Genomic DNA, 22,567 nt, shown 5'->3' on the forward strand with positions numbered 1-22,567 from the left:
GATTAGAAACCTAGGCGTAAAAAAAGAGAACCTATAAAGGTTCTCTTTTTGATAATCTAAAAATATTAGATTATTGAGCAGCAGAAGCTGGAGCAGCTTCAGAAGCAGCAACGTCAGAAGCAGCAGTAGCAACGTCAGAAGCAGCAGCAGCAACGTCAGAAGCAGCAGCTTCAACAGCAGTAGTAGCTTCAGAAGCAGCAGCTACAGCTTCAGAAGCAGCAGCGTTAGCATCAGCAGCAGGAGCTTCTTCTTTCTTAGAGCAACCAACGAAAGCTAAAGTAGTAGCAATAGCAGCAGCAACAGCGATTTTTTTGAATAACATGGCATCACTCTCATAAAATTGTGAGATTAAAAAAAACCTAGAGTTAGTCTGTTTGTGCTTTTATTATTCCTAAACGCTTTAGGTAACAACGCAGGGAGCAGCCTAACTGGTCTGCTGCTATCCTATCAAAGCAGATCATGAATTACTACTGTTCTGTCCAACAAAACGACAAAAATGGGCAGAATTTGGCTATTTTTTGATAGAAAAAAACTATGGAAATTAAAATTAAAATCGGTATTTTATTGTTTTTATCATTGAAATTAATTTTAAATATATTAAAAACAATAGCTTATTGTTTTATTGGGATTTTAAAATAATCTGTAAATATTATGTAAGTTTGTCAACCAAATAAAAAAGGCTACCATAAAGGTAGCCTTTTTTAATGCACTTATCTTATGTAGATGCTTTACGTTTCATTTGATCAAAGAAGTCATCATTAGTTTTGGTTTCCTTCATACGATCTAATAAGAATTCCATTGCAGCAAGTTCATCCATAGGGTGAAGCAATTTGCGTAAAATCCAAACTTTACGTAGATTTTCTTCACTCATTAGGCGCTCTTCACGACGAGTTCCAGATTTTTTGATATTCATTGCAGGGAATACACGTTTCTCTGCGATACGGCGATCAAGCGTAATTTCTTGGTTACCTGTACCTTTAAATTCTTCGTAAATCACGTCATCCATTTTACTGCCTGTTTCGATCAAAGCAGTTGAAATGATGGTCAGAGAACCACCTTCTTCGATGTTACGTGCAGCACCGAAGAAACGTTTAGGGCGTTCTAATGCGTGAGCATCGACACCACCGGTTAATACCTTACCTGATGATGGAATCACTGTGTTGTAGGCACGCGCAAGACGAGTAATTGAGTCAAGTAAAATCACAACGTCTTTCTTATGCTCAACTAAACGTTTTGCTTTCTCAATCACCATTTCTGCGACCTGAACATGGCGAGCAGGTGCTTCATCAAATGTTGATGCCACAACTTCACCGCGAACAGTACGTTCCATTTCTGTAACTTCTTCAGGACGTTCGTCAATCAAAAGTACGATTAAGAACACTTCAGGATTATTACGCACAATTGATTGAGCAATGTTTTGTAATAGCATTGTTTTACCCGCTTTAGGCGGTGCAACAATAATAGAACGTTGACCTTTACCAATCGGAGCAACCAAATCGACCACACGAGCTGTGAGATCTTCAGTTGTACCGTTGCCCAATTCCATAATCAGTTGTTCTGTTGGGAAGAGAGGGGTTAAGTTCTCGAATAAAATTTTATTACGTGAGTTCTCAGGTGTGTCATAGTTAATTTGATTAACTTTTAGTAATGCAAAGTAACGTTCGCCTTCTTTTGGTGGTCGAATAGTACCTGTAATGGTATCGCCTGTGCGTAAGTTAAAACGGCGAATTTGCGATGGGCTGACATAGATATCATCTGGTCCTGCTAAATATGAACCAGCAGCAGAGCGTAAAAAGCCAAAACCATCTGAAAGAATTTCGAGAACACCATCACCAAAAATTTCTTCGCCATTCATGGCATGGCGTTTTAAAATGGCAAAAATAATATCTTGTTTACGGTTACGTGCCATGCCTTCAAGGCCCATAAACTCCGCAATTTTAATGAGTTCGCCAATGGGTTTTTTCTTGAGTTCAGTTAAGTTCATAAGTGGTCAGACAGAATGGAATAAGTGGAGGAGTGTTTGGAAAGAATAAAAAATCGACCGCATACATACATGCTGATGTAATTGTATAGTTACACAACCACAATTCAGTAGTCTGGTTCATTGTTTCAGAGAGAAATGTGAAAACAATTATTATTGCCGAGCGGCGATCTTATGTTTGTGTCTTGTAAGAAACGCGATGAAGTAGATTCCATTCAAAGCTTCTTGATCCAAGAATATAAGCGAAACTAAGAAATTTGTCAATTTTTACTGAGAAATACGTCGCTTAATTTAGACGTATTTCTCTTATTTATACGGTCAAAATCTCATTAGATATTTTGATCAATAAATGCTGCAAGTTTAGAACGAGGTGCTGCACCGACTTGTTGAGCTACAACTTCGCCATTTTTAAACATTAATAATGCTGGAATGTTACGAATGTTGTACTTCACAGCAGTGTCTTCACATGCAGTCACGTCAACTTTAACGATTTTGACTTTTCCTGCATATTCATTTGAAAGGTCTTCTAGCACTGGTGCAATGGCTTTACATGGCGCACACCAGCCAGCCCAAAAGTCAACAAGTACAGGAGTTTCAGAATCTAAAACATCTGCTTGGAAGTTTTCATCAGTTGTATTAACAATAGTCGCAGACATAAGGTTACTCCAAATTTAATAAATAAAGTGCAAATTCGTTCATCATCAGCATGAATATTACATTGCTACTTTATTCAATGTAAGGGTTTGTTCTGATTATTCAAGTTTCAAAATGAAAAGTCTAATGGATGCTCACGATGTTGAGTATCGACTTCTACAATCATTTATAGCTTAAAAGCGAAAATACGCACCTATTATTGCTTAAAATGACTTTAAAATTATTGGCGTGTGAATTACTCTAATGCGTGAATTGAGCATAGGTTTATATGAATAATGTCTGATTTTCTGATTGATGAAGAATTACTTGCTGCAATTGATATGGGGTCGAATAGTTTCCACTTGGCGATTGCTCGTGTTGATCACGGTGAAGTGAAAAAAGTTGCTTCAATGTCAGAAAAAGTACAATTAGCAGCTGGGCTAGATGAAAATAAAAATTTAACTGAAGCTGCGCAACAGCGTGGATTGGCGTGTTTGGCTCGTTTTGTAGGTCGTTTAAGCTCTGTACAAGCAAATCGTCTAAGAATTGTGGCAACGAATGCTTTAAGACAAGCAAAAAATGGTCATGAATTTATTCAAAAAGCAGCTGAAATCTTACCAAAACCAATTGAAATTATTGCTGGACGTGAAGAAGCGCGTCTGATTTATTTAGGCGTTTCACACACGATGGCCAATGGTGGTCGACGTTTAGTAATTGATATTGGTGGTGGTTCAACAGAGTTCATCATTGGCGAAGAGTTTGAACCGCTACACACTGAATCTTTGCAAATGGGTTGCGTCGCTTACAGTAAAGCTTATTTTGCTGATGGTGAGATTTCAAGCAAGGCTTTTGATAAAGCTGTTGTCGCGGCGCGTAAAGAACTCTCTGCGATTGCAAATACCTATAAAACAGAAGGTTGGGATACTGTTGTTGGTTCAAGTGGAACAATCAAAGCTTGTCGTCAAATTACTGTAAATCTTGGTTTGAGCGATGAACAAGAAAATTTAACTCGCGAAGGCTTATATAAGTTAAAAGATCGTTTGCTTAAATTTAAACATATTTCTGAAATTGATTTTGAAGGTCTACGTGAAGATCGACGAGCAGTTTTGCCAGCAGGTCTTGCGATTTTATATGCCATTTTTGAAGTTTTAGAGCTTGATAAATTGGCATATTCTGATGGTGCTTTACGTGAAGGCGTGATGTATGACTTACTTGGTCGCTTTAAACATGAAGATATTCGTGACCGAAGTGTGCAAGCCTTAATGGGACGTTATAATGCTGACCCAAAGCAAGCTGAACGTGTCGTAAATACAGCACAACAGTTATTTGATGGTGTGGCGGATGCTTTAAATTTAACGACTGAAGACAGTGACTTACTGCGTCGTGCAGCCTATTTGCATGAGATCGGCTTAGCAATTAGCCATGGTGGCTACCATCGTCATGGTGCATATTTATTACAGCACTCCGATATTCCTGGTTTTTCACAAATTGATCAAAATCATCTGTCTCATTTAGTTTCACATCATCGTCGCAAGTTACGTGCTGATGCAAAAAATGACGTTCTAAAAGTTGGTGGTAGTCATTTATTGTATCTCTGCTTGTTGCTTCGTCTCGCTGTTTTGCTGAACCATAGTCGTAGTGATCAGATGCTTCCTGCCATTGAACTGAGCGTTGGAAATGATCAACAATGGCAACTCAGCGTTTCTGGTGATGCTAAACAATGGCCCTTATTGGTTGCAGACTTACATGATGAGCAAGTGCAATTTAAACATTGGGACATTGAGTTAAATATTCAGTCAGACAATTTTGTTGATTAACAATATATCCTTGTTAGGGATTATCTACGACTTATGAAAAATAAAGCGACTCAGTCCAAGGCTTGGGCTACGGTTCAAATTGCACGACATCCTGAACGTCCGCAATTTCTAGATTATGTCAGTGAAATCTTTACTGAATTTGATGCTCTTCATGGTGACCGTTTATATGGTGACGATGGTGCTATGATTGGCGGTTTAGCTCGTTTCGATGGGCAGCCAGTGATGGTGGTTGGTCAACATCGTGGTCGCAGTACGCGTGAAAAATTACAACATAACTTCGGTATGTGTAATCCAGAAGGTTATCGTAAATCACAGCGTTTACTTGATATGGCTGAACGTTTTAATCTTCCAGTATTTACTTTTGTCGATACCATGGGTGCTTATCCTGGTGTAGGTGCCGAAGAGCGTGGTCAAGCAGAAGCGATTGCAACAAGTTTAGCGCAGCTTTCTAGTTTAAAAGTACCTGTGATTGCGACTGTACTTGGTGAAGGCGGTTCTGGCGGGGCACTTGGTATTGGTGTCGCTGACCGTGTGATTATGCTATCGCATAGTATTTACTCAGTGATTTCACCTGAAGGCTGTGCTTCGATTTTATGGAAAACTGCAGATAAAGCTGCTCAAGCCAGTGAAGCGCTTGCATTAACTGCCGACAAGCTGAAAGCTTTAGGTATTGTTGAATATGTAGTTGATGAGGGTGATGGTGCACACTTACAACCTGAAAAAGTCATGCACGATTTGAAAGATGTGTTAAAACAAGCCTTAAATGAATTGCAACCGATGGATGCACAAGAACGATGCGATGCACGTTATCAACGTTTAATGAAATTTGGCAGCAGCAATTTAGGCATCGCGTCTTAGCACAAACTCAGCATTTTTCTGAACAAACTCAATTCTTAATTGGGTGCAGCGGCGGCATGGATTCCATGCTGTTGTTGTATCTGATGTCTGAACTTTTCCCCACCCGAACCCGTGCGATATATATTGATCATCAACTTCAATCGATGAGTGAAGAATGGGGCAATTTAGTACAAAAGCACGCTGATGCGCTAAAGATTCCTTGTGCTTTGCAAAAGGTCTCAGTCGAGTCAGGTAATCTAGAGCAACAAGCACGACATGCGCGCTATCAAGCTTATTGTAGACATTTAACTGAGAATGACATTTTAGTACTCGGGCATCATCAGCAGGATCAAGCGGAAACGCTGTTATTACGACTATTCTCTGGTGCAGGGGTCAATGGTTTGGCAGCGATGCAGCAAATTGATGTTCGGCAAGATATGACCATTTGGCGACCATTTTTAGATATGAGTCGTGAGCAAATTGAGCAATGGTCACAGCAACTTGGTTTTGATTATGTGACTGATCTCACCAATCACGATACGTACTATGATCGGGCATGGTGTCGAGAACAGTTATGGCCTGTATTAGAAAATCGCTTCCCTAAAATGCAGTCAGCTGTGTCACGAACGAGTTATCTGATGCAAGATGCCGCAGAAATTTTAGATGATGTGTTGCAAAGTGATTGGAAATTATGTGCAACTGAGAATGAGCTGGATTTAACTTGTCTGTTGGAATTATCGGATGCACGAAAACGTCAATTACTATCCGCTTGGGTAAAAGCTAAGGATCAATATCGCCCAAGCTACGATATGGTACAACGCTTACAACAAGAGGTTATTCTAGCAAAGCCAGATGCTCAGGCAATTTTACATATCAATCAACACTATTTTGTTCGCTATCAGAAAAAATTATATCGTTTAACTCACAACCAATTATATGCAGAAAAACAATCTACCATTCTGCCTGCATTATTAGAGCGATATGAGATGGGTGAAACGATCAAAGTTGCGGCTGGAACGTTTAAAATCGAATCTCAAGCGATTGGGTTTTCATCCCAGCTTTTAGGGCGAGAGTTAAAGCTGCTGAAACGCCTAGGGGGGGAAAAAATTCATCTCTATGGTCGTGTTGGACATTGGCCACTGAAAAAAGCCATTCAAGATGCACAGATTTTGCCTTGGTTACGTCATACAATTCAAATATTAGTTGTAGATAATGTTATGCTTGGGGTTTTTAGCCCAAAGGGTTTTTGGTTGGCGCAATCTGATTATTTAGAGCAGGGCGGTTGGCAACCAAGTTTAATTTCTGACTGCAATGACTTTTTTCAGCAGTCTTTTTCATATGATGAGTAGGACATGGCGACAACATTGAATCAAAATATTTGTTTTATTGGTGGTGGTAACATGGCGCAAGCCTTGATTGGTGGGCTACTTTCACGTGGTTTACCGACGACCCGCATTACCGTTTCTGATCCAGTTGAACAAATTCGTCACATATTAGAAGAAAAAGGAATTCAAACCACAGTCGATAATGTCGAAGCAGTTAAACACGCCGATGTGGTGGTGTTAGCAGTAAAACCACAAGTTTTGGCAACGGTATTACAACCATTAAAAGACTTATTGTCAGATAAACTCGTGATTTCGATTATTGCAGGTGCTGAAATTCAAACGATTTCAGATTTAATTGGCGGTAGTCAGCGTATTGTTCGTGTAATGCCAAACACGCCAGCATTGGTACAAACGGGTGCACATGGTATTTATGCATCTGAAGCAGTAAATGCTCAAGATCGTGAATTAACCAGTCAAATTTTGGCTGCGACAGGTTTAACCATTTGGGTAGACAATGAAGCGCAAATTGATGCAGTAACAGCAGTCTCTGGTTCTGGTCCAGCCTATTTCTTTTACTTGATGGAAAGTATGATTCGTGCAGGTAAAAACTTGGGCTTAGATGAGAAAGTCGCGACGGCATTGACCCTGCAAACAGCGTTGGGTGCGGCACAAATGGCGATTACTAGCTCAAATTCTCCAACAGAATTACGTAAAAATGTGACTTCTCCAAATGGTACAACGCAAGCGGCTTTAGAAGTGTTTGATCGTGCGCAGATTTCACAAAATATTCAAGCAGCGCTTGCAGCAGCTCAGAAGCGTAGCCAAGAGCTTGCACAAGAGTTGAGTGACAAGACTAAATCGGTTTAAGTAGGATAAGACAATTATGGGTGCAAGTTCTGCGCTAATTTTTGGTGTTTTGATCAATGTTGCAATTTTATTGGTCTTTTTCCGTTTTTTAATGCAATTAGCGGCAGTGAGTCCATACAATCCAGTGGTCCTTTCAACCGTGAAAGCGACTAAGATTGTGGATGTTTTTAGCCGTATTTTTCCCACTCTAGGTAAGGGGCGTGTCAATTTAGCCGCAGTTGCTTTGTTGGTGGTATTGTACTTACTGAAAATTTTTGGGTTGATGTATTTGTCAGGACAAATGCCACATAGTGCGGTGTATCTTGTGATCACGACATTTGTGACGATGATCCAAGATTTAATTCGTTTCTGTCGTTATTTGATTTTTGCAACAATCATTTTGAGTTGGGTGGTGATGTTTACCCAGTCACGGTCACCTTATATTGAAGTGATTCAGGAGCTTGCAGAACCTTTACTTGCACCATTTCGTCGTCTGTTGCCGAATATGGGGATGATTGACCTATCTCCAATTTTGGCTTTCTTAGCTTTATATATTGCTGAGATATTAATGAATGAAGCTGCTAAAGTTCTTTTAACAGGACTTTAATCTGCTTTAAATAAAAAAAGGATTGTGTTACACAATCCTTTTTTTATTGCTCACGTATTAGTGAGCAGCATCCCAGTTAAGGCCCTGTCCAACTTCAACCACAAATGGCACTGAAATTTCTAATACAGACTGCATCACTTTTGCAATCTGTTTTGAAAGTTCATCTGCAATGGTGATATCTGCTTCAAATACCAATTCATCGTGAACTTGTAATAACAGCTTAGCCTGATCTTTTGGTAGGACTTTATCAACTGCAATCATGGCAAGTTTAATGATATCAGCAGCACTTCCTTGCAATGGTGCATTGATTGCTGCACGTTCGGCTGCCTGTTTGATCATTTTATTTGTTGCCATAATGTCTGGTGTATACAGACGACGACCTAAAATGGTTTCAACAAAGCCTTGTTCACGTGCAATCTGACGGGTACGTTCCATATAGTCGAGTACGCCCGGATAGCGTTGGAAATAGCGTGCAATATAGCTACGAGATTCTTCGCGTGTAAAGCCCAGTTGACGAGTAAGCCCAAACTCAGACATTCCATAGAGTAAACCAAAGTTAACGGCTTTGGCTTGTCGACGTTGATCATTAGTGACATCTTCAATCGCAATTCCCAAGACTTCTGATGCAGTACGACGGTGTACATCTTGGCCTTGTTGGAAAGCATGGACTAAAGCATCATCTTGCGAAAAATGTGCCATTAAGCGTAGCTCAATTTGTGAATAATCGGCTGCGAGTAACACACGACCTTCAGGCGCAATAAATGCTTTACGAATCTGACGACCAATTGGTGTACGAATTGGAATATTTTGCAAATTTGGATCAGTGGAAGATAAACGCCCAGTTGCTGTGAGTGCTTGGTGATAGCTGGTATGCACACGATGCGTTGCGTCATGTGATTGCTCGATCAAGCGATCAGTATAGGTGTTTTTGAGTTTTGCTAATCCACGATGTTCTAAAATGACTTCAGCTAAAGGATGTTCGATTTTCTCTAAAATACTTTCACTGGTGCTGTATTGACCCGTGGCAGTTTTCTTACCACCTTTAAGTCCAAGCTTATCAAATAGGACTTCACCCACTTGTTTAGGTGATGCGATATTAAATGCTTCACCTGCTAATTCAGTTGCTTGGTTTTCTAAAGTTTGAATCGTTTCAGAGAACTCAACACTGAGTTGATCCAAAAATTGATGATCCAGTTTAATTCCATCTTCTTCCATACCTGTAAGCACACGTGCTACAGGCATTTCAATATTATGTAGAATATGAACAAGTTCAGGATGGCTTTGAAGTTTTGCTTTTAATACTTCATAAAGACGATAAGTGACATGTGCATCTTCAGCAGCATAATGTGCCGCTATTTCTAATTCAATCTGATTAAAGGTTTTTTGCTTTACGCCTTTACCTGCGATTTGTTCAAAAGTGGTGGTCAAATGGCTGAGATAAACACGTGCTACATCATCCATCCCATGACGGGTTGCCGCTGCATTGAGTACATACGAGGCAAGCATGGTATCGAAATACCAGCCTTGAATCGTGATACCGTGATTAGCAAAAATATGCGCATCATATTTTAAGTGATGACCAATTTTCTTGATTTGCTCATTTTCTAAAATTGGTTTGATCTGAGCTAATAATGTTTCACGGTTGAGTTGAACAGGTGCACCTTCATAGTCATGGGCAACAGGTACATAGTAAGCATCATGAGCATCGAATGCGATTGAGAAACCGACCAACTCAGCAACACGATAATCTAGATTAGTAGTTTCAGTATCAATTGCAAAATGATCAGCATGCTGCATACGTTGAAATAAAGCATCCCAAGCATCTTGGGTTAATACAGTGTGATAGGTTGCAGTTCCGAGTTGATCATCTTGACTGGAAAGGTTGGCATGATCCTCAGTGACCACTTGCTCAACTTTCTGTTCGGCTTTGACAATACTTTGAGATGTTTGTTGGTAAGCTGAGTTATTTGGATTGTTGGGATGGTCTAAAGATTGTAATTGGTTACGGAATTCTAGTTCTGTATAGAGGTCACGTAATTGATCTACATTTGGGTTACTCAGTTTTAAATCATGCCAATCTAAAGCTAAATCTAGATCACAGACAATACTGGCCAGTTGATGGTCAATCTTAATATTCTCTAAATTGTCTTTAATATTTTGGCTGATTTTGCCTTTCAGTTGATCAACATTGGCAATAATATTATTTAAGGAACCATATTCAGTCAGTAATTTTGCGGCAGTTTTTGCGCCTACACCTGGCACACCCATGATACCGTCAGACGCATCTCCCATCAGGGTGAGATAATCAATAATTTGATGTGGATGTACCCCAAATTTTTCTAGTACCCCAGCTTCATCTAACACACGTTCTTTAAAACTATCTTCGAGTTTAACGTGTTCATTGACCAATTGTGCCATGTCTTTGTCACCTGTTGAGATCAAGACATGGTGACCTTCAGCCAATGCACGTTTAGTGAGTGTGCCAATAATATCATCGGCTTCCGCACCCGGAAGACTATACAGAGGAATTCCTTGAGCTTTGATCAATGCATGTAGATAGGGAATTTGTTGAGATAACTCCTCAGGCATGCTTGGGCGATCACCTTTATAAATGGGTGATAATTTATGGCGAAAAGTTGGTTCTGGTGTATCAAAAATTACAGCCATATGAGTAGGCTGAGTACGACGCATTAACTTTTGAATTGCTGAAATTGCGCCACGGATTGCGTTGGTGTGTAAACCTGTAGAGGTTGTTAATGGCGGTAAAGCGTGAAAAGCACGAAATAAAAAATAAGACCCGTCAACCAAGACAAAAGGTGGCATTATGCAAATCCTTATTATGAACTAAATGCCATTTTACGTGAAAAAGTAGTGGCTGTCCTTGTTGTCTTGTAGAGCAGTAGCAAACTGTGTTGCATTAAATAATTGCAGTATTTTGTATGCAAAAATGGCTGCTTATCAAGTGATCAAGTAAGATAACTTAAATGAAGCTGTCATAATTGATCTAAGTCTATGTATAAAAAAAATAAACAGGGAATTATTATCGTTTTAGTTGCTTTGACTGTGCTGCTTGCTTGCGCAATTGCATTTCAATGGCATGGAGCGATTGTTGCTGCAACAATTGGATTAACTGTTGTTATTGTGCACGTTATTTCAGAAATTCATCAGCGCTTACGCCAGCTAGAGCAGGCCGCGCCAAGTTTTTTTGCACAATCAGCGAATATTAATGGGCAAAAAATTATTATTTATGCTGCGGCACTCGTGGCACTTTTTGCTTACGCCAATACGTGGATGTGGTTAGCTGGCGGTGCATTATTGGTATTAATGCTATGTTTAATCCAAACGATCAGTGCATTTCAAACTCGACTAACTCATTTAGAACAATATACAAATGTAGAGCCTGACATAGAGGCTTTAGCTCAGCAAAAGATCAACGCCCAAAATATTGAACGATATCTTGATGAAGCCAAGAAGACAGAAGCTCAGACACCAGTTTTTGAACAACATCCTGCGTGGATGAAAGCTGATTATCAGGCGATACAAAATCAAAATAGTCAGTCACCTATTGATTTTGAGCATCAAGCAACAACTCAAACAGTATCATGGTTGCAACCTGCACTTGATTGGATGATGCATGGCAATCCAATTTTACGCGTTGCGGTTGCAATATTAATGGTTGGCGTGGTGTTACTGTTACGCTTTGCTAGCGAGCATTGGCAATTAAGTTTGGGGGTAAAACTGAGTTTTATTGCTATTGCTGGTGTTATCACGACCATTGCAGGTTATTTACTGCAAAAGAAAAACCAATTATTTGCTGTAGCTTTACAAGGCGTGGGTTTAGCAGTCGTTTTTTTGACCTTGATTTTCACTCATCATTTCGCCGTGATTGCTAGCTTAAGTACAGCGAGTATTTTATTTGTAATTCTATTATTAGCGACGGTCTATCTCAGTTTAAAACAGCAAGCCTTGTATTTAGCGATGTTAGCTTTGAGCATGGCATATCTTGCACCACTGGTGATTCCACAAAACCATCCTGACGTGATTTTCTTATTTGGCTATTACTTTTTAATTAATTTAGCTGTTGCTGCGGTTAATTTTATTCAGCCGTGGAAAATTTTGCATCAAATTGCATTTTTTGCCACCATGTTTATCGGTGGCGCAACGATTGGGATATATGCAAAAACATATCAGTTTGACACCTTAGATATTATCTTATGGCTGCATATTGCTTTATTTATTTGGTTAAGCATTCGCTATAGCCAACTGATGTTACGGACACAAACTCAAGATACAAGTATCGATCAGACAGTTTCTCAAAGTCGTCAACGTTTACAGCCTATCTTAGATGTTGGGCTTATTTTTAGTGTTCCTGTACTTGGTTTTTCCCTGCATGCATATTTAATGCATAACTCGACTCAAGCATTAACTTGGGGAGCTGTTGCATTAGCCATTGTGTACATCGTATTAAATCTATGGATTAAACGTCGGCATCCACAATTATCTATCTTGGCAAAAAGTTTCTTTATTCTTGCAGTGGTTTTTACGGCATTAATTTTCCCATTGGCTAAAGGGGCACATTGGACTTCAACGGGTTGGGTGATTCAAGGAACAGCATTAATTGTCTGGGGAGTAACTGAACGTTATCGTTTAAGTCGTTATATTGGTGTTGTCTTGGTGCTGTTAAGTTCAGTGGCACTCATTTTTCAAGTTTGGTCAAATGACCACTTTCCGATACTCAGTACAGTCATCTATGCAATCGCTCAGTTTATTTCAGCTTACTATTTATTAAATTATCAACAAGTTGAAAAATATTTTAGTGCTCGAATGCTCAGTGGAATTTTTTTAGCATTGGGGATGTATGCAGGAGCGATTGCAGGCGTTGAATTGATGCAGTGGCAACAACATGGACTGAGCCCTTATTTAGCAATAGCAGTTTTATTATTGGCTTCGTTCAGTCTAGTCGTTCACTTTACATCAAGATTACAGTGGGACAATGTACAGCTGATCTTATTGGGAAGTTTATTATTTCTGCTTTATGGTGAAAGTTTTGCAGAGAATGTGTATGTCCTGTTGCATTGGTCGAGTAAGTTAAATCAAGTCAGCTTTGCGGTTGCTTCGGTTGTATTGACTCTAATGCTAATCACTTTGAAGAGTAATACTTCAAAGGAAAGTCTTATTATATGGTCAAGCTTATTGTGGTTAAGTTTGGCGAGCATTGGTTTGTCGACTTTCCCAATTATGCCATTGATTGGATTAGCCATTATTCCAGTATTGTATGCAATGTTTTTAATAACCACTAAAAATACTCAACTTCTACAACAAATACCTGTGCTTAGTTTAAGCCTAGTTTGGTTAATCCTGATTAGTTTAGATATACATTCTGCTGAACAATATTATTTCTTACCTTTATTAAATCTTACGGATCTTTTCTCTTTATTGATCTTCATCGGACTGATCTGGATAGTCTATCGATACAAGCTGAGTGATGAGCATTCAATAGAATGGGGCTTTAAAGTCATCACTATTTTAGTCGGTTTATTGGTTTTGAGTAGTGTGGTGGTACGTGCGATGCATCATTATCTTGGGACACCACTATGGGGGATCGAGATTTGGTCGAATGGTGATGTACAGCTGAGCCTGACTTTATTATGGGTGATTTTGGCCTTTATTTTGATGACATTTTCTAGTCGCCGCCATATTCGACAAATCTGGTTTGTTGGAGCTGCATTATTGGCAATTGTCGTCGCTAAATTATTGCTGCTTGATCTATCGCAAAGTGGCACATTGACTCGTGTCATTTCATTTATTGGTTCAGGTGCAATCATGCTTGTGATTGCATATCTTGCACCGTTACCACCAACAATTTCTGACACTCAGAAAGAGAGTTAATTATCTCTCTTTCTCTGCTGTTTTCAGTTCTTTTTGATTTGCATATTGATCGACCTCATCATCTTCTAATGGTAAAGGGCGATCAATTAAACCCATTTTAGGTACAGGAATCTCAATTTGATTTTCTAAGAAACCATTGCGTACACGTTCTTGCATTTCATCGCGAACTTTCAATGCATTTTCCTGTCTACACCATACCGCAAAAAGAAGTTCAATCGATGACTCCCTAAATGCTGTTACGGTAACGGTTGCTTTCGGATCATCCATGACCAAAGGATATTTAGCAGCAACATCTAAAAGTACTTGTCGTACTTTGATAATGTCTTCATGGAAATTAATCGCCAACGTAATTGGAATACGCCGTATTGGGTATTTTGATAAATTCATGACGGGTGTTCGAATCAATTGTTCGTTTGGTAGACGAATATACACATTATCTAGTGTCAACAATTTAACTGAGAGGAGGTCAATTGAAATGACTTGTCCTTCAATGGTTTGTCCGCGAATTAGCGTAATTTGAATCGTATCTCCAACTTCAAATGAACCTTCGCCAATCAAAAATAAACCACTGATTAAGTTGGTTGCTGATGTTTGTGATGCAAAACCCAAAGCAACGGTCAGAATTCCTGCTGCACCCAAGAACACGCTAAGTTTAAATCCAGCCTCTCTTAAGCTGGTCATAATAAATAACAGGAAAATAAAATAAAAAATCCCTCTACGCCATAGCAGGCGTTGATGGGCATTAAAACGATTTCCAATTGTACGAATGAAGGCATTCGATACGAGCCTTGCGATCACAAAACCAATAAACGCTAGAATAATCGCAACAACGATTTCGCTTAAACGTTCGAAGTTAATATTGGTGAAAATACTGGCGAGACTGCTAGCAACATCCTTTGGAATATTCGAATCAGGCATAGCAACCTCTTAAAAGAATGAATCAAACATATTGAATAATGTACTTCCAGGCGCGCGAGGGGGATGTACATAGATAACCTCACCTGCTTGAGTTGGGGTTTTATTCTCAATCCGAATACGTGCTGGATGATCCGTACCTTCATAATAGACTTTGATTTGTGAAGTCCATAAACGACCTGTACTTTCACTATAGAAAAGGGGAAGAGCAGGAACAGGAACATTCATACGATCAAAACGTAATTGATGTTGGCTAGTATTGTGGAATTCAATTGGAGTGACTGCGCGAAAAGCACGTGGTTTTAACAGATTTAAATCTGTGCGGCCATCTACAGAGGTCGCGTAACAAATCTCTCCGTGCTGAGGATCTTTACCGAACCATGTGTCTTTCGGTTGGATCACAGGAATATCAAATAGAGGTTCAGTGAGTCCATCCACTAAACCTGCAATCCATAGTGGGGTACTAATATATAAAGTTCCACGTTGTCCAGCAGGAATATAAATCGGATCAACGGGTTTAATCACCACAGAGCGATCTGCTAAACGGGGCATTAAGTGAAACGTACTATGGGTGTTATGGAACATATAACGTTCGATCTTTGCAGGTTGTGGCATTGCAAAAATCGTGTCATTCAAGACATGCCATTGCTGTTCGTAATCATGTTGAGATTGAGGGCGATGATATTCCAAGCGCCATTCTTTAATGCCACGTGTCAGACGAAATAATAATGAACCAAATTGCCAAGCTTTGGCTTGTTGAATTTCAAATTGTTGTTCGCCCCACCATTTCAATTCGTTGGCATGTGGAGCTTGATATTGATTATTTTGAGACAAGATGCAAAATTCCTGTGTGAGTATGCTAAACAGACTTCACGCTGTAATCTGCTTAGAGTACACTCACTGTTTTCTTTTATCATTATTTGTGTGATGCAAATACTTAAACAAATACAAATTCCTTATAGTTTTGCTAAACGACATGGCGTTTTATTACGTTATGAAGGCGATCAAATTTTCATTGTGCGACGGAAGGACACCGCGCGTATTGCTTTGCAGGAAGCACGTCGAATTTTGGGGAAATCGGCTCACGATCAATTATGTACTGATCAAGAGTTCCATGCTCTATTGAGTTCGAGTTATGCAGGGGATACAGGTGAGTCACAACAAGTGGCTGCGGGTCTAGAAGACCATCCAGATTTATTAAGTTTGGCAGACCAAGTGCCGGAAGCTGAAGACTTGATGGATCAAGAGGATGATGCACCAATTGTTCGCTTAATTAATGCCTTATTGTCTGAAGCGATTCGTGTCAGTGCATCTGATATTCATATTGAAGCCTTTGAGAAAAAACTTTCGGTACGTTTACGTGTCGATGGTCAACTGCGTGAAATTGTACAGCCACGCCGTGAACTTGCACCATTATTGGTATCACGTATTAAAGTTATGGCGAAACTGGATATTGCTGAAAAGCGTGTTCCACAAGATGGACGTATTTCATTACGTTTAGCGGGACGTGAAGTGGATGTGCGTGTATCGACTTTACCGTCTTCGCATGGTGAACGAGTGGTAATGCGTTTACTAGACAAGCAAGCTGGGCGTTTAAATATGACTCATCTTGGTTTAATGAAAAATGACTATGAACGTTTAACGCAATTGGTACATCGCCCACATGGCATTATCTTGGTGACAGGTCCTACAGGTTCGGGTAAAACCACAACCTTGTATGCTGCATTGTCTGATCTTAATGACAATACACGCAATATTTTGACTGCCGAAGATCCGATTGAATATCAATTGGAAGGAATTGGTCAAACGCAGGTCAATACTAAAGTTGATATGACCTTTGCGCGTGCATTAAAAGCGATGCTACGTCAAGATCCAGATGTGGTGATGGTAGGTGAAATTCGTGATCTTGAAACTGCTGAAATTGCGGTACAAGCATCTTTAACAGGGCACTTGGTGTTATCAACACTGCATACCAATACAGCAATTGGTGCGGTAACACGTTTAAAAGATATGGGGATCGAACCATTCTTGTTGGCAAGTTCTTTAATAGGTGTCATTGCACAACGTCTTGTTCGTACCTTGTGTCCACATTGCGTGACATGGCGAAAAGCAGATGATTTTGAGCGACAAGTGTTCCAACATCTCAAAGTTGATGAATATATGCAGTTGCCTGAACCGCATGGTTGTGAAAAATGTTCACATGTTGGCTTTAGCGGACGAACTGCAATTTATGAAATTGTGCCAGTAGATGAGTCGATGCGCCGTTTGATTCATGGTAATGCAGCTGAGTTTGAATTAGAAAATCATGCGCGTCGCCATGCCGCTTCAATTCGTGATGATGGTTTATTGAAAGTGTTAGCTGGAAAAACCACATTAGAAGAAGTATTGCGTGTGACGAATGAAGCTGCGGAAGTATAAATACGATATAAGTAAAAAAACAGCATGGATCACCATGCTATTTTTCTTTGTAAAATCTGAAATATTTATTCAGTAGTTACGATATTAAAATTCACATCAATATTGCCACGAGTTGCGTTTGAATATGGACAAACAATGTGTGCAGCAGCAACCAGCTGTTCAGCTTCAGCTTGTTCCATACCAATCAGATAGACATTTAAAGTGACTTCGATACCAAAGCCATTTGGAATTGGACCAATTCCCACTTCACCTTCAACATAAGCATCTTTCGTAATTTTGAATTTATCTCGATTTGCAACAAATTTCATTGCACCTAAGAAACATGCTGAATAACCCGCCGCAAAAAGCTGTTCAGGATTGGTCACTTCACCACCAGCACCGCCCATTTCTTTTGGCACACCTAATTTTACATCTAAGACACCGTCTGATGAAGTTGCGCGACCATCACGACCACCTGTAGCTTTTGCTTTTGCACGATAAACGACTTGTTCTAGAGACATGATTCTTATTCCTGAATAAATATTGTATACAATTAAATCGTACACGATATATATGGGAATGCAAGTTATCGATTTGTAAACTTAGGTTCTATTGTGTGAGATGGTGACGTAATGTTGCAAGCTGATCTTTAAGTTCTGTAAGTGATGCGGTTGAACAGGTCGCTGCTTCTGAAATTTTTGATGGTATATCGACTGCTTGTAATTTTAAAGTATGACCTTGTGGTGTAAGAGAAATAATAACCTGTCTTTCATCTTCTACTGAACGCTTGCGTGAAATTAGTTGTGAGGCTTCAAGCTTTTTTAATAATGGAGTCAGTGTGGAAGATTCTAAGAATAATCTTTCTCCGATCTCAGAAACACTGAGTTGATCCCTTTCCCAAAGCACTAACATTACCAGATATTGAGGGTAAGTTAATCCGAGAGGAGAGAGCAATTGACGGTAGACTTGATTTAAGGCAAGGTTAGTTGAATAAATCAGAAAACAAAGCTGATTATCTAATAGTAATTGCTTATGTTCATCACCCATGCGCTTCTCAAACAGTATATTCATTTGATCAGTATATCGTGATCTGCTTATGATTAGTTACGCAGATTTCACATCAATAATTACCAAAGCTCAGTAATCTTCTTCATTAAACGTGCTCTGTAGCGAGCTGTTGGATTATTGGGGTTATTAAGTGCTTCTTGTTCATAATATTGTTGCCAAGCAATAATCATTTCTAAAGTTGCACCTTTTTGTTTGATAATAACTACATCTTCTCGCTGAATATTATCTAATCTTTGTCTTGCACCTTCAGCACCCGTCCCCCAACCAATCACCCATTGCCCAAAAGAATTTAATGATAAATTTTGCGGTGTAGATAAGGCACTTTGTGGACTGGTATTGGTTTCAACGATTGCTGCATGAAGTTGTGCAATTGCCCCTATGAAAAATAAAAAAATGAAAACTACTTTAAACATAAATCAAACTTAATATGAATTAATTGAGGATATTACATCAAGTATAGAATACGACCATTTGATCTTGTTCTACCATGATAAATAAAGCCTATTAAATCATGATCCTACAAAACATACATTTATGAAAATTGACTATAACAGTCAAAGTGATGCCATATGAGGATAAATTGAACAAAAGTATGCTTAGATAAAACGATTATTTTTAATAATTGATAAGTTTGCGATGCTGCATCAATGGCATTGCTAGTCGAATATCATTTTGTTCTGCTAGGTCAAATGAAGATGTAATTAAACCATGTCCTTCGACCGTAATCATTTCTAATAGTTGCCCTCGGCTATTTGTAATTCCTGCATGACCCCAAGTTTGACGCTGTTCACCATGCCAGCCTTGCTGAGCTGCACCAAGCACATAACATTGGCTATCCATTGCACGTGCTTGTAATAGTAATTGCCAATGAAGTTGCCCTGTTGTGTAAGTAAATGCAGCAGGCGCGGTTAGGATATTTGCACCTTGTTTGCGTAGAATCAAAGCAAGTTCTGGAAAGCGTAAGTCGTAACATACCATCAGTCCAATATTACCAAACGGTGTTTTGGCAACCACCACTTGATCGCCAGGTTCAAAGAACTTTGATTCTTGATAGCCACCTACAGCATCACTGACCTGAACGTCAAATAAATGGATTTTGTCATAACGCGCTTCAGTTCTTTCAGGGCTAATGCATAAGCTGACGGTTCGAACTCGACCATCATCAATGATTGAACCACCAGGACGAAACGGACAAGGGAGGGTACCTGCGATAATCCAGATTTGATAACGATGAGCCAATTGTTCCAAACGTTGTTGGATGCTCTCGAATTGTGCTGCTGTCTCGCGTTGTTTCCCTGCTGCAAAACAAACAAAATTTTCTGGAAAAACAATAAGCTCAGCAGCTTGAGCCTTACTTTGTTGGATCAATGACTCAATGACGATGAAATTTGCTTCAATGTCATTTTGAGAGTTCATTTGTGCAACAGAAAGTAAGGTCATACAAGCATCACAATTTAGTTTTCAGCAATTATGCATTTTGTTTTTGTGAATCAAGAGATAAACACTCTTGTTCTTTTTGCAATTGCTTTACAAGTGGCTCAAACATATTTTGGTTGTTTTCATTTAAACGCATTAAAGTTTTATGCGCATCTAACACAGTGTTGAGCATTGCACTATGTGTAACGTGCTCTTCAGTTAATTCTAAAGTGCATACGTTTGGATCGCCGCAATAATTTAAAATCACAAATACCTGACCTAGCCCCATACTGTTGGCTAAAGTTGTAATATCTGGATTTGTCGAGAGCATAACAGCTTGAATATGATGAACTTGTTTAAGCTTAAGACCTAGTTTTGCAAGTACACCCAAGACTGTGCTGTCAATAAATGTAGTTTCAGTTAAATCAACAATTGCACCGACAACATTCTGTTGCTGTTCAATTTTGTTGAGTAACTTGTCTAAACTTATACAAGAGTGAGCGCGCACTTCGCCAATAAGCTTGAAAATATGCGTTCCGTTCAAACTTGCATATTCAACATGACCTGTTGACATATAAATGCCATTTTCAGAGAAAGGATATAAAATTATCCCATAGTGATATTCTAGACACAAGTGGTTGGATGCTGTGATCTAATTAAAATATTGATTTTAGAGTTAATTCATTCGACATATGCTTAATATTGCAATATCGTCAGCAACGTGATCTGGTGCTTTGAAAGCGTCATGCTGAAGATGTTCGACCAATTGATTAAATTGATCATTTAAACCGCCATCAAATGGTTCAAGTGCGCCATCAGAACATAATATAAACCGAGCATTACGACTCAGAGTACAACAGTGTTCTTCAACTTCTAGTTCTTCAGTAAGACCTAACGGAAAGCTACTTGTTGTAAGGATTTGTGGTGGTTGATTGGGCTCAAAAATAATTGGTGGAGGGTAGTGACCAGCGCTAGACCAACATACTTCATGGGTTGCTAAGTTTAATATTCCCGCCACCATAGTAATATGCTTTTCAATATTTTCTTGTACTAACATTGCATTTAGTTTTTGAATCAATTGACTAGGTGTTTTTGATCGGCCATGAAATGCCGCCATCCAAGATGTTAGTAAACTACTTGTTACCCCATGACCTGAAACATCTGCTAAATAAAACAAAACTTCATCATCATTTAATCTCCAGTAATCATACCAATCTCCTGACAGATAAGCTGAAGGCTGAAAAAATGATTCAAATTGATAGTTTGGTAATTCGATCGGGTTTGGTAATAATCTTTTTTGTAGTTCTGCGGCGGAAGGTAAATCTCTACTATCTTGATTACGTTTATATTGAGCATCGATTTTAAACAATGAGTGAACAGGATTTTTGGGTAATTCACTCCAGATCCATCCTGCCAACGCACCCATTTCCCATGCTTGAGCTAATGCAGTTCCTTCATGTTCAAAAGCAAGAACAATTGTAGGCAATTTCCATTGGTATTTTAAAAAATCTTGTACATCGGCAATAGCAATTATCGTTTGATCATACAAATCTAAATCATCAATATGAATGATTTGTAAACTCGGTAACTCATTTAGTGCTTGGTCTAAATAAGATATTGAGCGTGTGGGTTGAATAAAATACATAGATAAGTAGCCGACCTTTTGTATTTGTATGATCATTTTTTAATTCATCATAGATGAAATATGATGAAAAACATAGTATTGCTAAAACTTTAAATTAATACATAAGTCTATCATTTAAAGTTCCTCAGAGATTACTTGTCATCACCTGATTGATCGTTATTATCATCTTCGTCACTTACAAATGAAACATCTGCAGAATCTCCATGCTTTTCAGCAATTTGGAAGGCTTTACGTTGTAAGTAAAAATCACGGATCATTGAATATTTATCGCCTTTTAAGCTTTCTTCAATATCCAAAATTTGTGAGCGAGCATCAATTGCTTGTAATAAATTAGTAGACCAATAAATTCCTTCTTGATCATCTAATAAATATTTTTGTGGGCGACCAAAACTATCTGTTGCTAAACCAAAACCGTCACGGAATGTGCTTGGACCAAAAAATGGCAGCATCACATAAGGACCTGATGGTACACCGTAGTAACCTAAAGTGACGCCAAAACTTTCCTCTTCAGTAGTTAGACCTAAACGACGAGCAGGATCAGCAAAACCTAGTGTTGTAAGTGTATTAATCGTGAAGCGACCTAATGTTTTGGCAGCGCGAGTTGGTCGTCCTTGGATTAATTGGTTGACTGCATTCCAAGGTTCACCTAGATTTTTTCTGAATTGGCGATAAGGCGTACGCACTTCTTCTGGAACTTTTGCTACATACTGTATTGCAATAGGTTTTAATAAATTACGATCCAAAGCATCATTTAATGCAAAGATTTGTCTATTTAATGGTTGTAAAGGATCTTTTACAGCATCAGGTTGGGCAGCGTTTGCATTGACCTTTAAATCATTTCTAGTGATATGTTTTAAATCTTTTATGGCTTGAATAGTCGATGTTGATTGTTGATTGTTGGTATTTGCCACAGAGCTTGTTTGAATAGATGGCTCGTTTTGAACTTCTTGTGCTAATACAGGTGAGCATGCCCCAGCGGTTAACAGCCCAAGCAAGATATAATTTGAGTAATGCATATAAGTCCTTCATCGCCATTAGAGCGAAATACAGTCATTAGAATGATTGCGCTGCATGACGCAAAACATAGATATAAGGTATACAGTTTAGTTGTTCTCTTATTATTAAAACAAATTCGGTCGAAAAATATAAGAAAAATTGTGATTTTGGTTTAAAAATGTTCACTTAAATAAA

Annotated in this window: 20 protein-coding genes; 7 read left to right on the top strand and 13 right to left on the bottom strand. The window is 38.9% G+C overall.

The window, feature by feature from the left end; translation table 11 throughout:
• Window positions 1–70: 70 nt before the first annotated feature.
• The 3 genes from AAV96_RS04725 to trxA all read right to left on the bottom strand — a co-directional run bounded on the left by AAV96_RS04725 (window position 71) and on the right by trxA (window position 2,637).
• A complete protein-coding gene (locus AAV96_RS04725) occupies window positions 71–322 on the bottom strand; it encodes a hypothetical protein (RefSeq protein WP_046738480.1) in 252 nt (83 codons plus the stop codon).
• Window positions 323–715: 393 nt separating this feature from the next.
• The gene (rho, locus tag AAV96_RS04730) at window positions 716–1,984 is read right to left on the bottom strand and encodes a transcription termination factor Rho (protein ID WP_004664227.1); all 1,269 of its coding nucleotides are present in this window, start codon (window positions 1,982–1,984) and stop codon (window positions 716–718) included.
• Between the two features lie 326 nt (window positions 1,985–2,310).
• Entirely contained in the window at window positions 2,311–2,637 is a 327-nt protein-coding gene (trxA, locus tag AAV96_RS04735; RefSeq protein WP_004664228.1) for a thioredoxin, read from the bottom strand.
• A gap of 273 nt (window positions 2,638–2,910) precedes the next feature.
• On the opposite strand from trxA, the gene ppx reads away from it, so the two are divergent.
• The 5 genes from ppx to AAV96_RS04760 are packed head-to-tail and all read left to right on the top strand — an operon-like array spanning window position 2,911 to window position 8,046.
• Window positions 2,911–4,431: an exopolyphosphatase gene (ppx, locus tag AAV96_RS04740; RefSeq protein WP_046738481.1), complete on the top strand. Its 1,521-nt coding sequence runs from the start codon at window positions 2,911–2,913 to the stop codon at window positions 4,429–4,431.
• Between the two features lie 33 nt (window positions 4,432–4,464).
• Window positions 4,465–5,289 (top strand): acetyl-CoA carboxylase carboxyltransferase subunit alpha, encoded by an 825-nt coding sequence (locus AAV96_RS04745; protein WP_046738482.1) that lies wholly within the window; start codon window positions 4,465–4,467, stop codon window positions 5,287–5,289.
• Window positions 5,226–6,617, top strand: coding sequence for a tRNA lysidine(34) synthetase TilS (tilS, locus tag AAV96_RS04750; RefSeq protein WP_081407479.1), 1,392 nt, complete (start codon window positions 5,226–5,228; stop codon window positions 6,615–6,617). The genes AAV96_RS04745 and tilS overlap by 64 nt, the downstream gene beginning before the upstream one ends.
• A 3-nt stretch (window positions 6,618–6,620) precedes the next feature.
• Window positions 6,621–7,460, top strand: coding sequence for a pyrroline-5-carboxylate reductase (gene proC / locus AAV96_RS04755; RefSeq protein ID WP_005214555.1), 840 nt, complete (start codon window positions 6,621–6,623; stop codon window positions 7,458–7,460).
• Window positions 7,461–7,476: 16 nt separating this feature from the next.
• Window positions 7,477–8,046: a YggT family protein gene (locus AAV96_RS04760; protein ID WP_004664238.1), complete on the top strand. Its 570-nt coding sequence runs from the start codon at window positions 7,477–7,479 to the stop codon at window positions 8,044–8,046.
• A gap of 57 nt (window positions 8,047–8,103) precedes the next feature.
• On the opposite strand, the gene polA is transcribed toward AAV96_RS04760, so the two are convergent.
• Window positions 8,104–10,869, bottom strand: coding sequence for a DNA polymerase I (polA, locus tag AAV96_RS04765; RefSeq protein ID WP_046738484.1), 2,766 nt, complete (start codon window positions 10,867–10,869; stop codon window positions 8,104–8,106).
• A gap of 189 nt (window positions 10,870–11,058) precedes the next feature.
• Here polA and AAV96_RS04770 point away from each other — a divergent pair, with 189 nt between their 5' ends.
• On the top strand, window positions 11,059–13,935 hold the full coding sequence (locus AAV96_RS04770; protein ID WP_046738485.1) for a DUF2339 domain-containing protein: 2,877 nt from the start codon (window positions 11,059–11,061) through the stop codon (window positions 13,933–13,935).
• Here the strand turns inward: AAV96_RS04770 and AAV96_RS04775 are convergent, their stop codons facing one another.
• The gene (locus tag AAV96_RS04775; RefSeq protein WP_004664243.1) at window positions 13,936–14,853 is read right to left on the bottom strand and encodes a mechanosensitive ion channel family protein; all 918 of its coding nucleotides are present in this window, start codon (window positions 14,851–14,853) and stop codon (window positions 13,936–13,938) included.
• 9 nt (window positions 14,854–14,862) lie between these two features.
• On the bottom strand, window positions 14,863–15,684 hold the full coding sequence (locus AAV96_RS04780; RefSeq protein WP_004664245.1) for a hypothetical protein: 822 nt from the start codon (window positions 15,682–15,684) through the stop codon (window positions 14,863–14,865).
• A 93-nt stretch (window positions 15,685–15,777) separates the two neighbouring features.
• Between AAV96_RS04780 and gspE the strand changes: the two genes are divergently transcribed.
• The gene (gspE, locus tag AAV96_RS04785) at window positions 15,778–17,268 is read left to right on the top strand and encodes a type II secretion system ATPase GspE (protein ID WP_046738491.1); all 1,491 of its coding nucleotides are present in this window, start codon (window positions 15,778–15,780) and stop codon (window positions 17,266–17,268) included.
• Window positions 17,269–17,333: 65 nt separating this feature from the next.
• Here gspE and AAV96_RS04790 read toward each other — a convergent pair whose 3' ends face one another.
• The 7 genes from AAV96_RS04790 to AAV96_RS04820 form a co-directional block, all read right to left on the bottom strand.
• Window positions 17,334–17,768: an organic hydroperoxide resistance protein gene (locus AAV96_RS04790; protein WP_046738486.1), complete on the bottom strand. Its 435-nt coding sequence runs from the start codon at window positions 17,766–17,768 to the stop codon at window positions 17,334–17,336.
• An 88-nt stretch (window positions 17,769–17,856) separates the two neighbouring features.
• Window positions 17,857–18,294, bottom strand: coding sequence for a MarR family winged helix-turn-helix transcriptional regulator (locus AAV96_RS04795; RefSeq protein WP_046738487.1), 438 nt, complete (start codon window positions 18,292–18,294; stop codon window positions 17,857–17,859).
• Between the two features lie 80 nt (window positions 18,295–18,374).
• A complete protein-coding gene (locus AAV96_RS04800; protein ID WP_046738488.1) occupies window positions 18,375–18,728 on the bottom strand; it encodes a DUF4951 domain-containing protein in 354 nt (117 codons plus the stop codon).
• A 202-nt stretch (window positions 18,729–18,930) separates the two neighbouring features.
• Window positions 18,931–19,755 (bottom strand): carbon-nitrogen hydrolase family protein, encoded by an 825-nt coding sequence (locus AAV96_RS04805; protein WP_046738489.1) that lies wholly within the window; start codon window positions 19,753–19,755, stop codon window positions 18,931–18,933.
• A gap of 28 nt (window positions 19,756–19,783) precedes the next feature.
• A complete protein-coding gene (gene gigB / locus AAV96_RS04810) occupies window positions 19,784–20,305 on the bottom strand; it encodes an anti-anti-sigma factor GigB (RefSeq protein WP_004664261.1) in 522 nt (173 codons plus the stop codon).
• Between the two features lie 102 nt (window positions 20,306–20,407).
• Window positions 20,408–21,376 (bottom strand): RsbU family protein phosphatase GigA, encoded by a 969-nt coding sequence (gene gigA / locus AAV96_RS04815; RefSeq protein WP_034601930.1) that lies wholly within the window; start codon window positions 21,374–21,376, stop codon window positions 20,408–20,410.
• 131 nt (window positions 21,377–21,507) lie between these two features.
• Window positions 21,508–22,392: a VacJ family lipoprotein gene (locus AAV96_RS04820; RefSeq protein ID WP_004664263.1), complete on the bottom strand. Its 885-nt coding sequence runs from the start codon at window positions 22,390–22,392 to the stop codon at window positions 21,508–21,510.
• Window positions 22,393–22,567 lie beyond the last annotated feature (175 nt).

Source organism: Acinetobacter sp. AG1 (assembly GCF_001005525.1).
In the GTDB taxonomy this organism is placed as follows: Bacteria; Pseudomonadota; Gammaproteobacteria; order Pseudomonadales; family Moraxellaceae; genus Acinetobacter; species Acinetobacter modestus.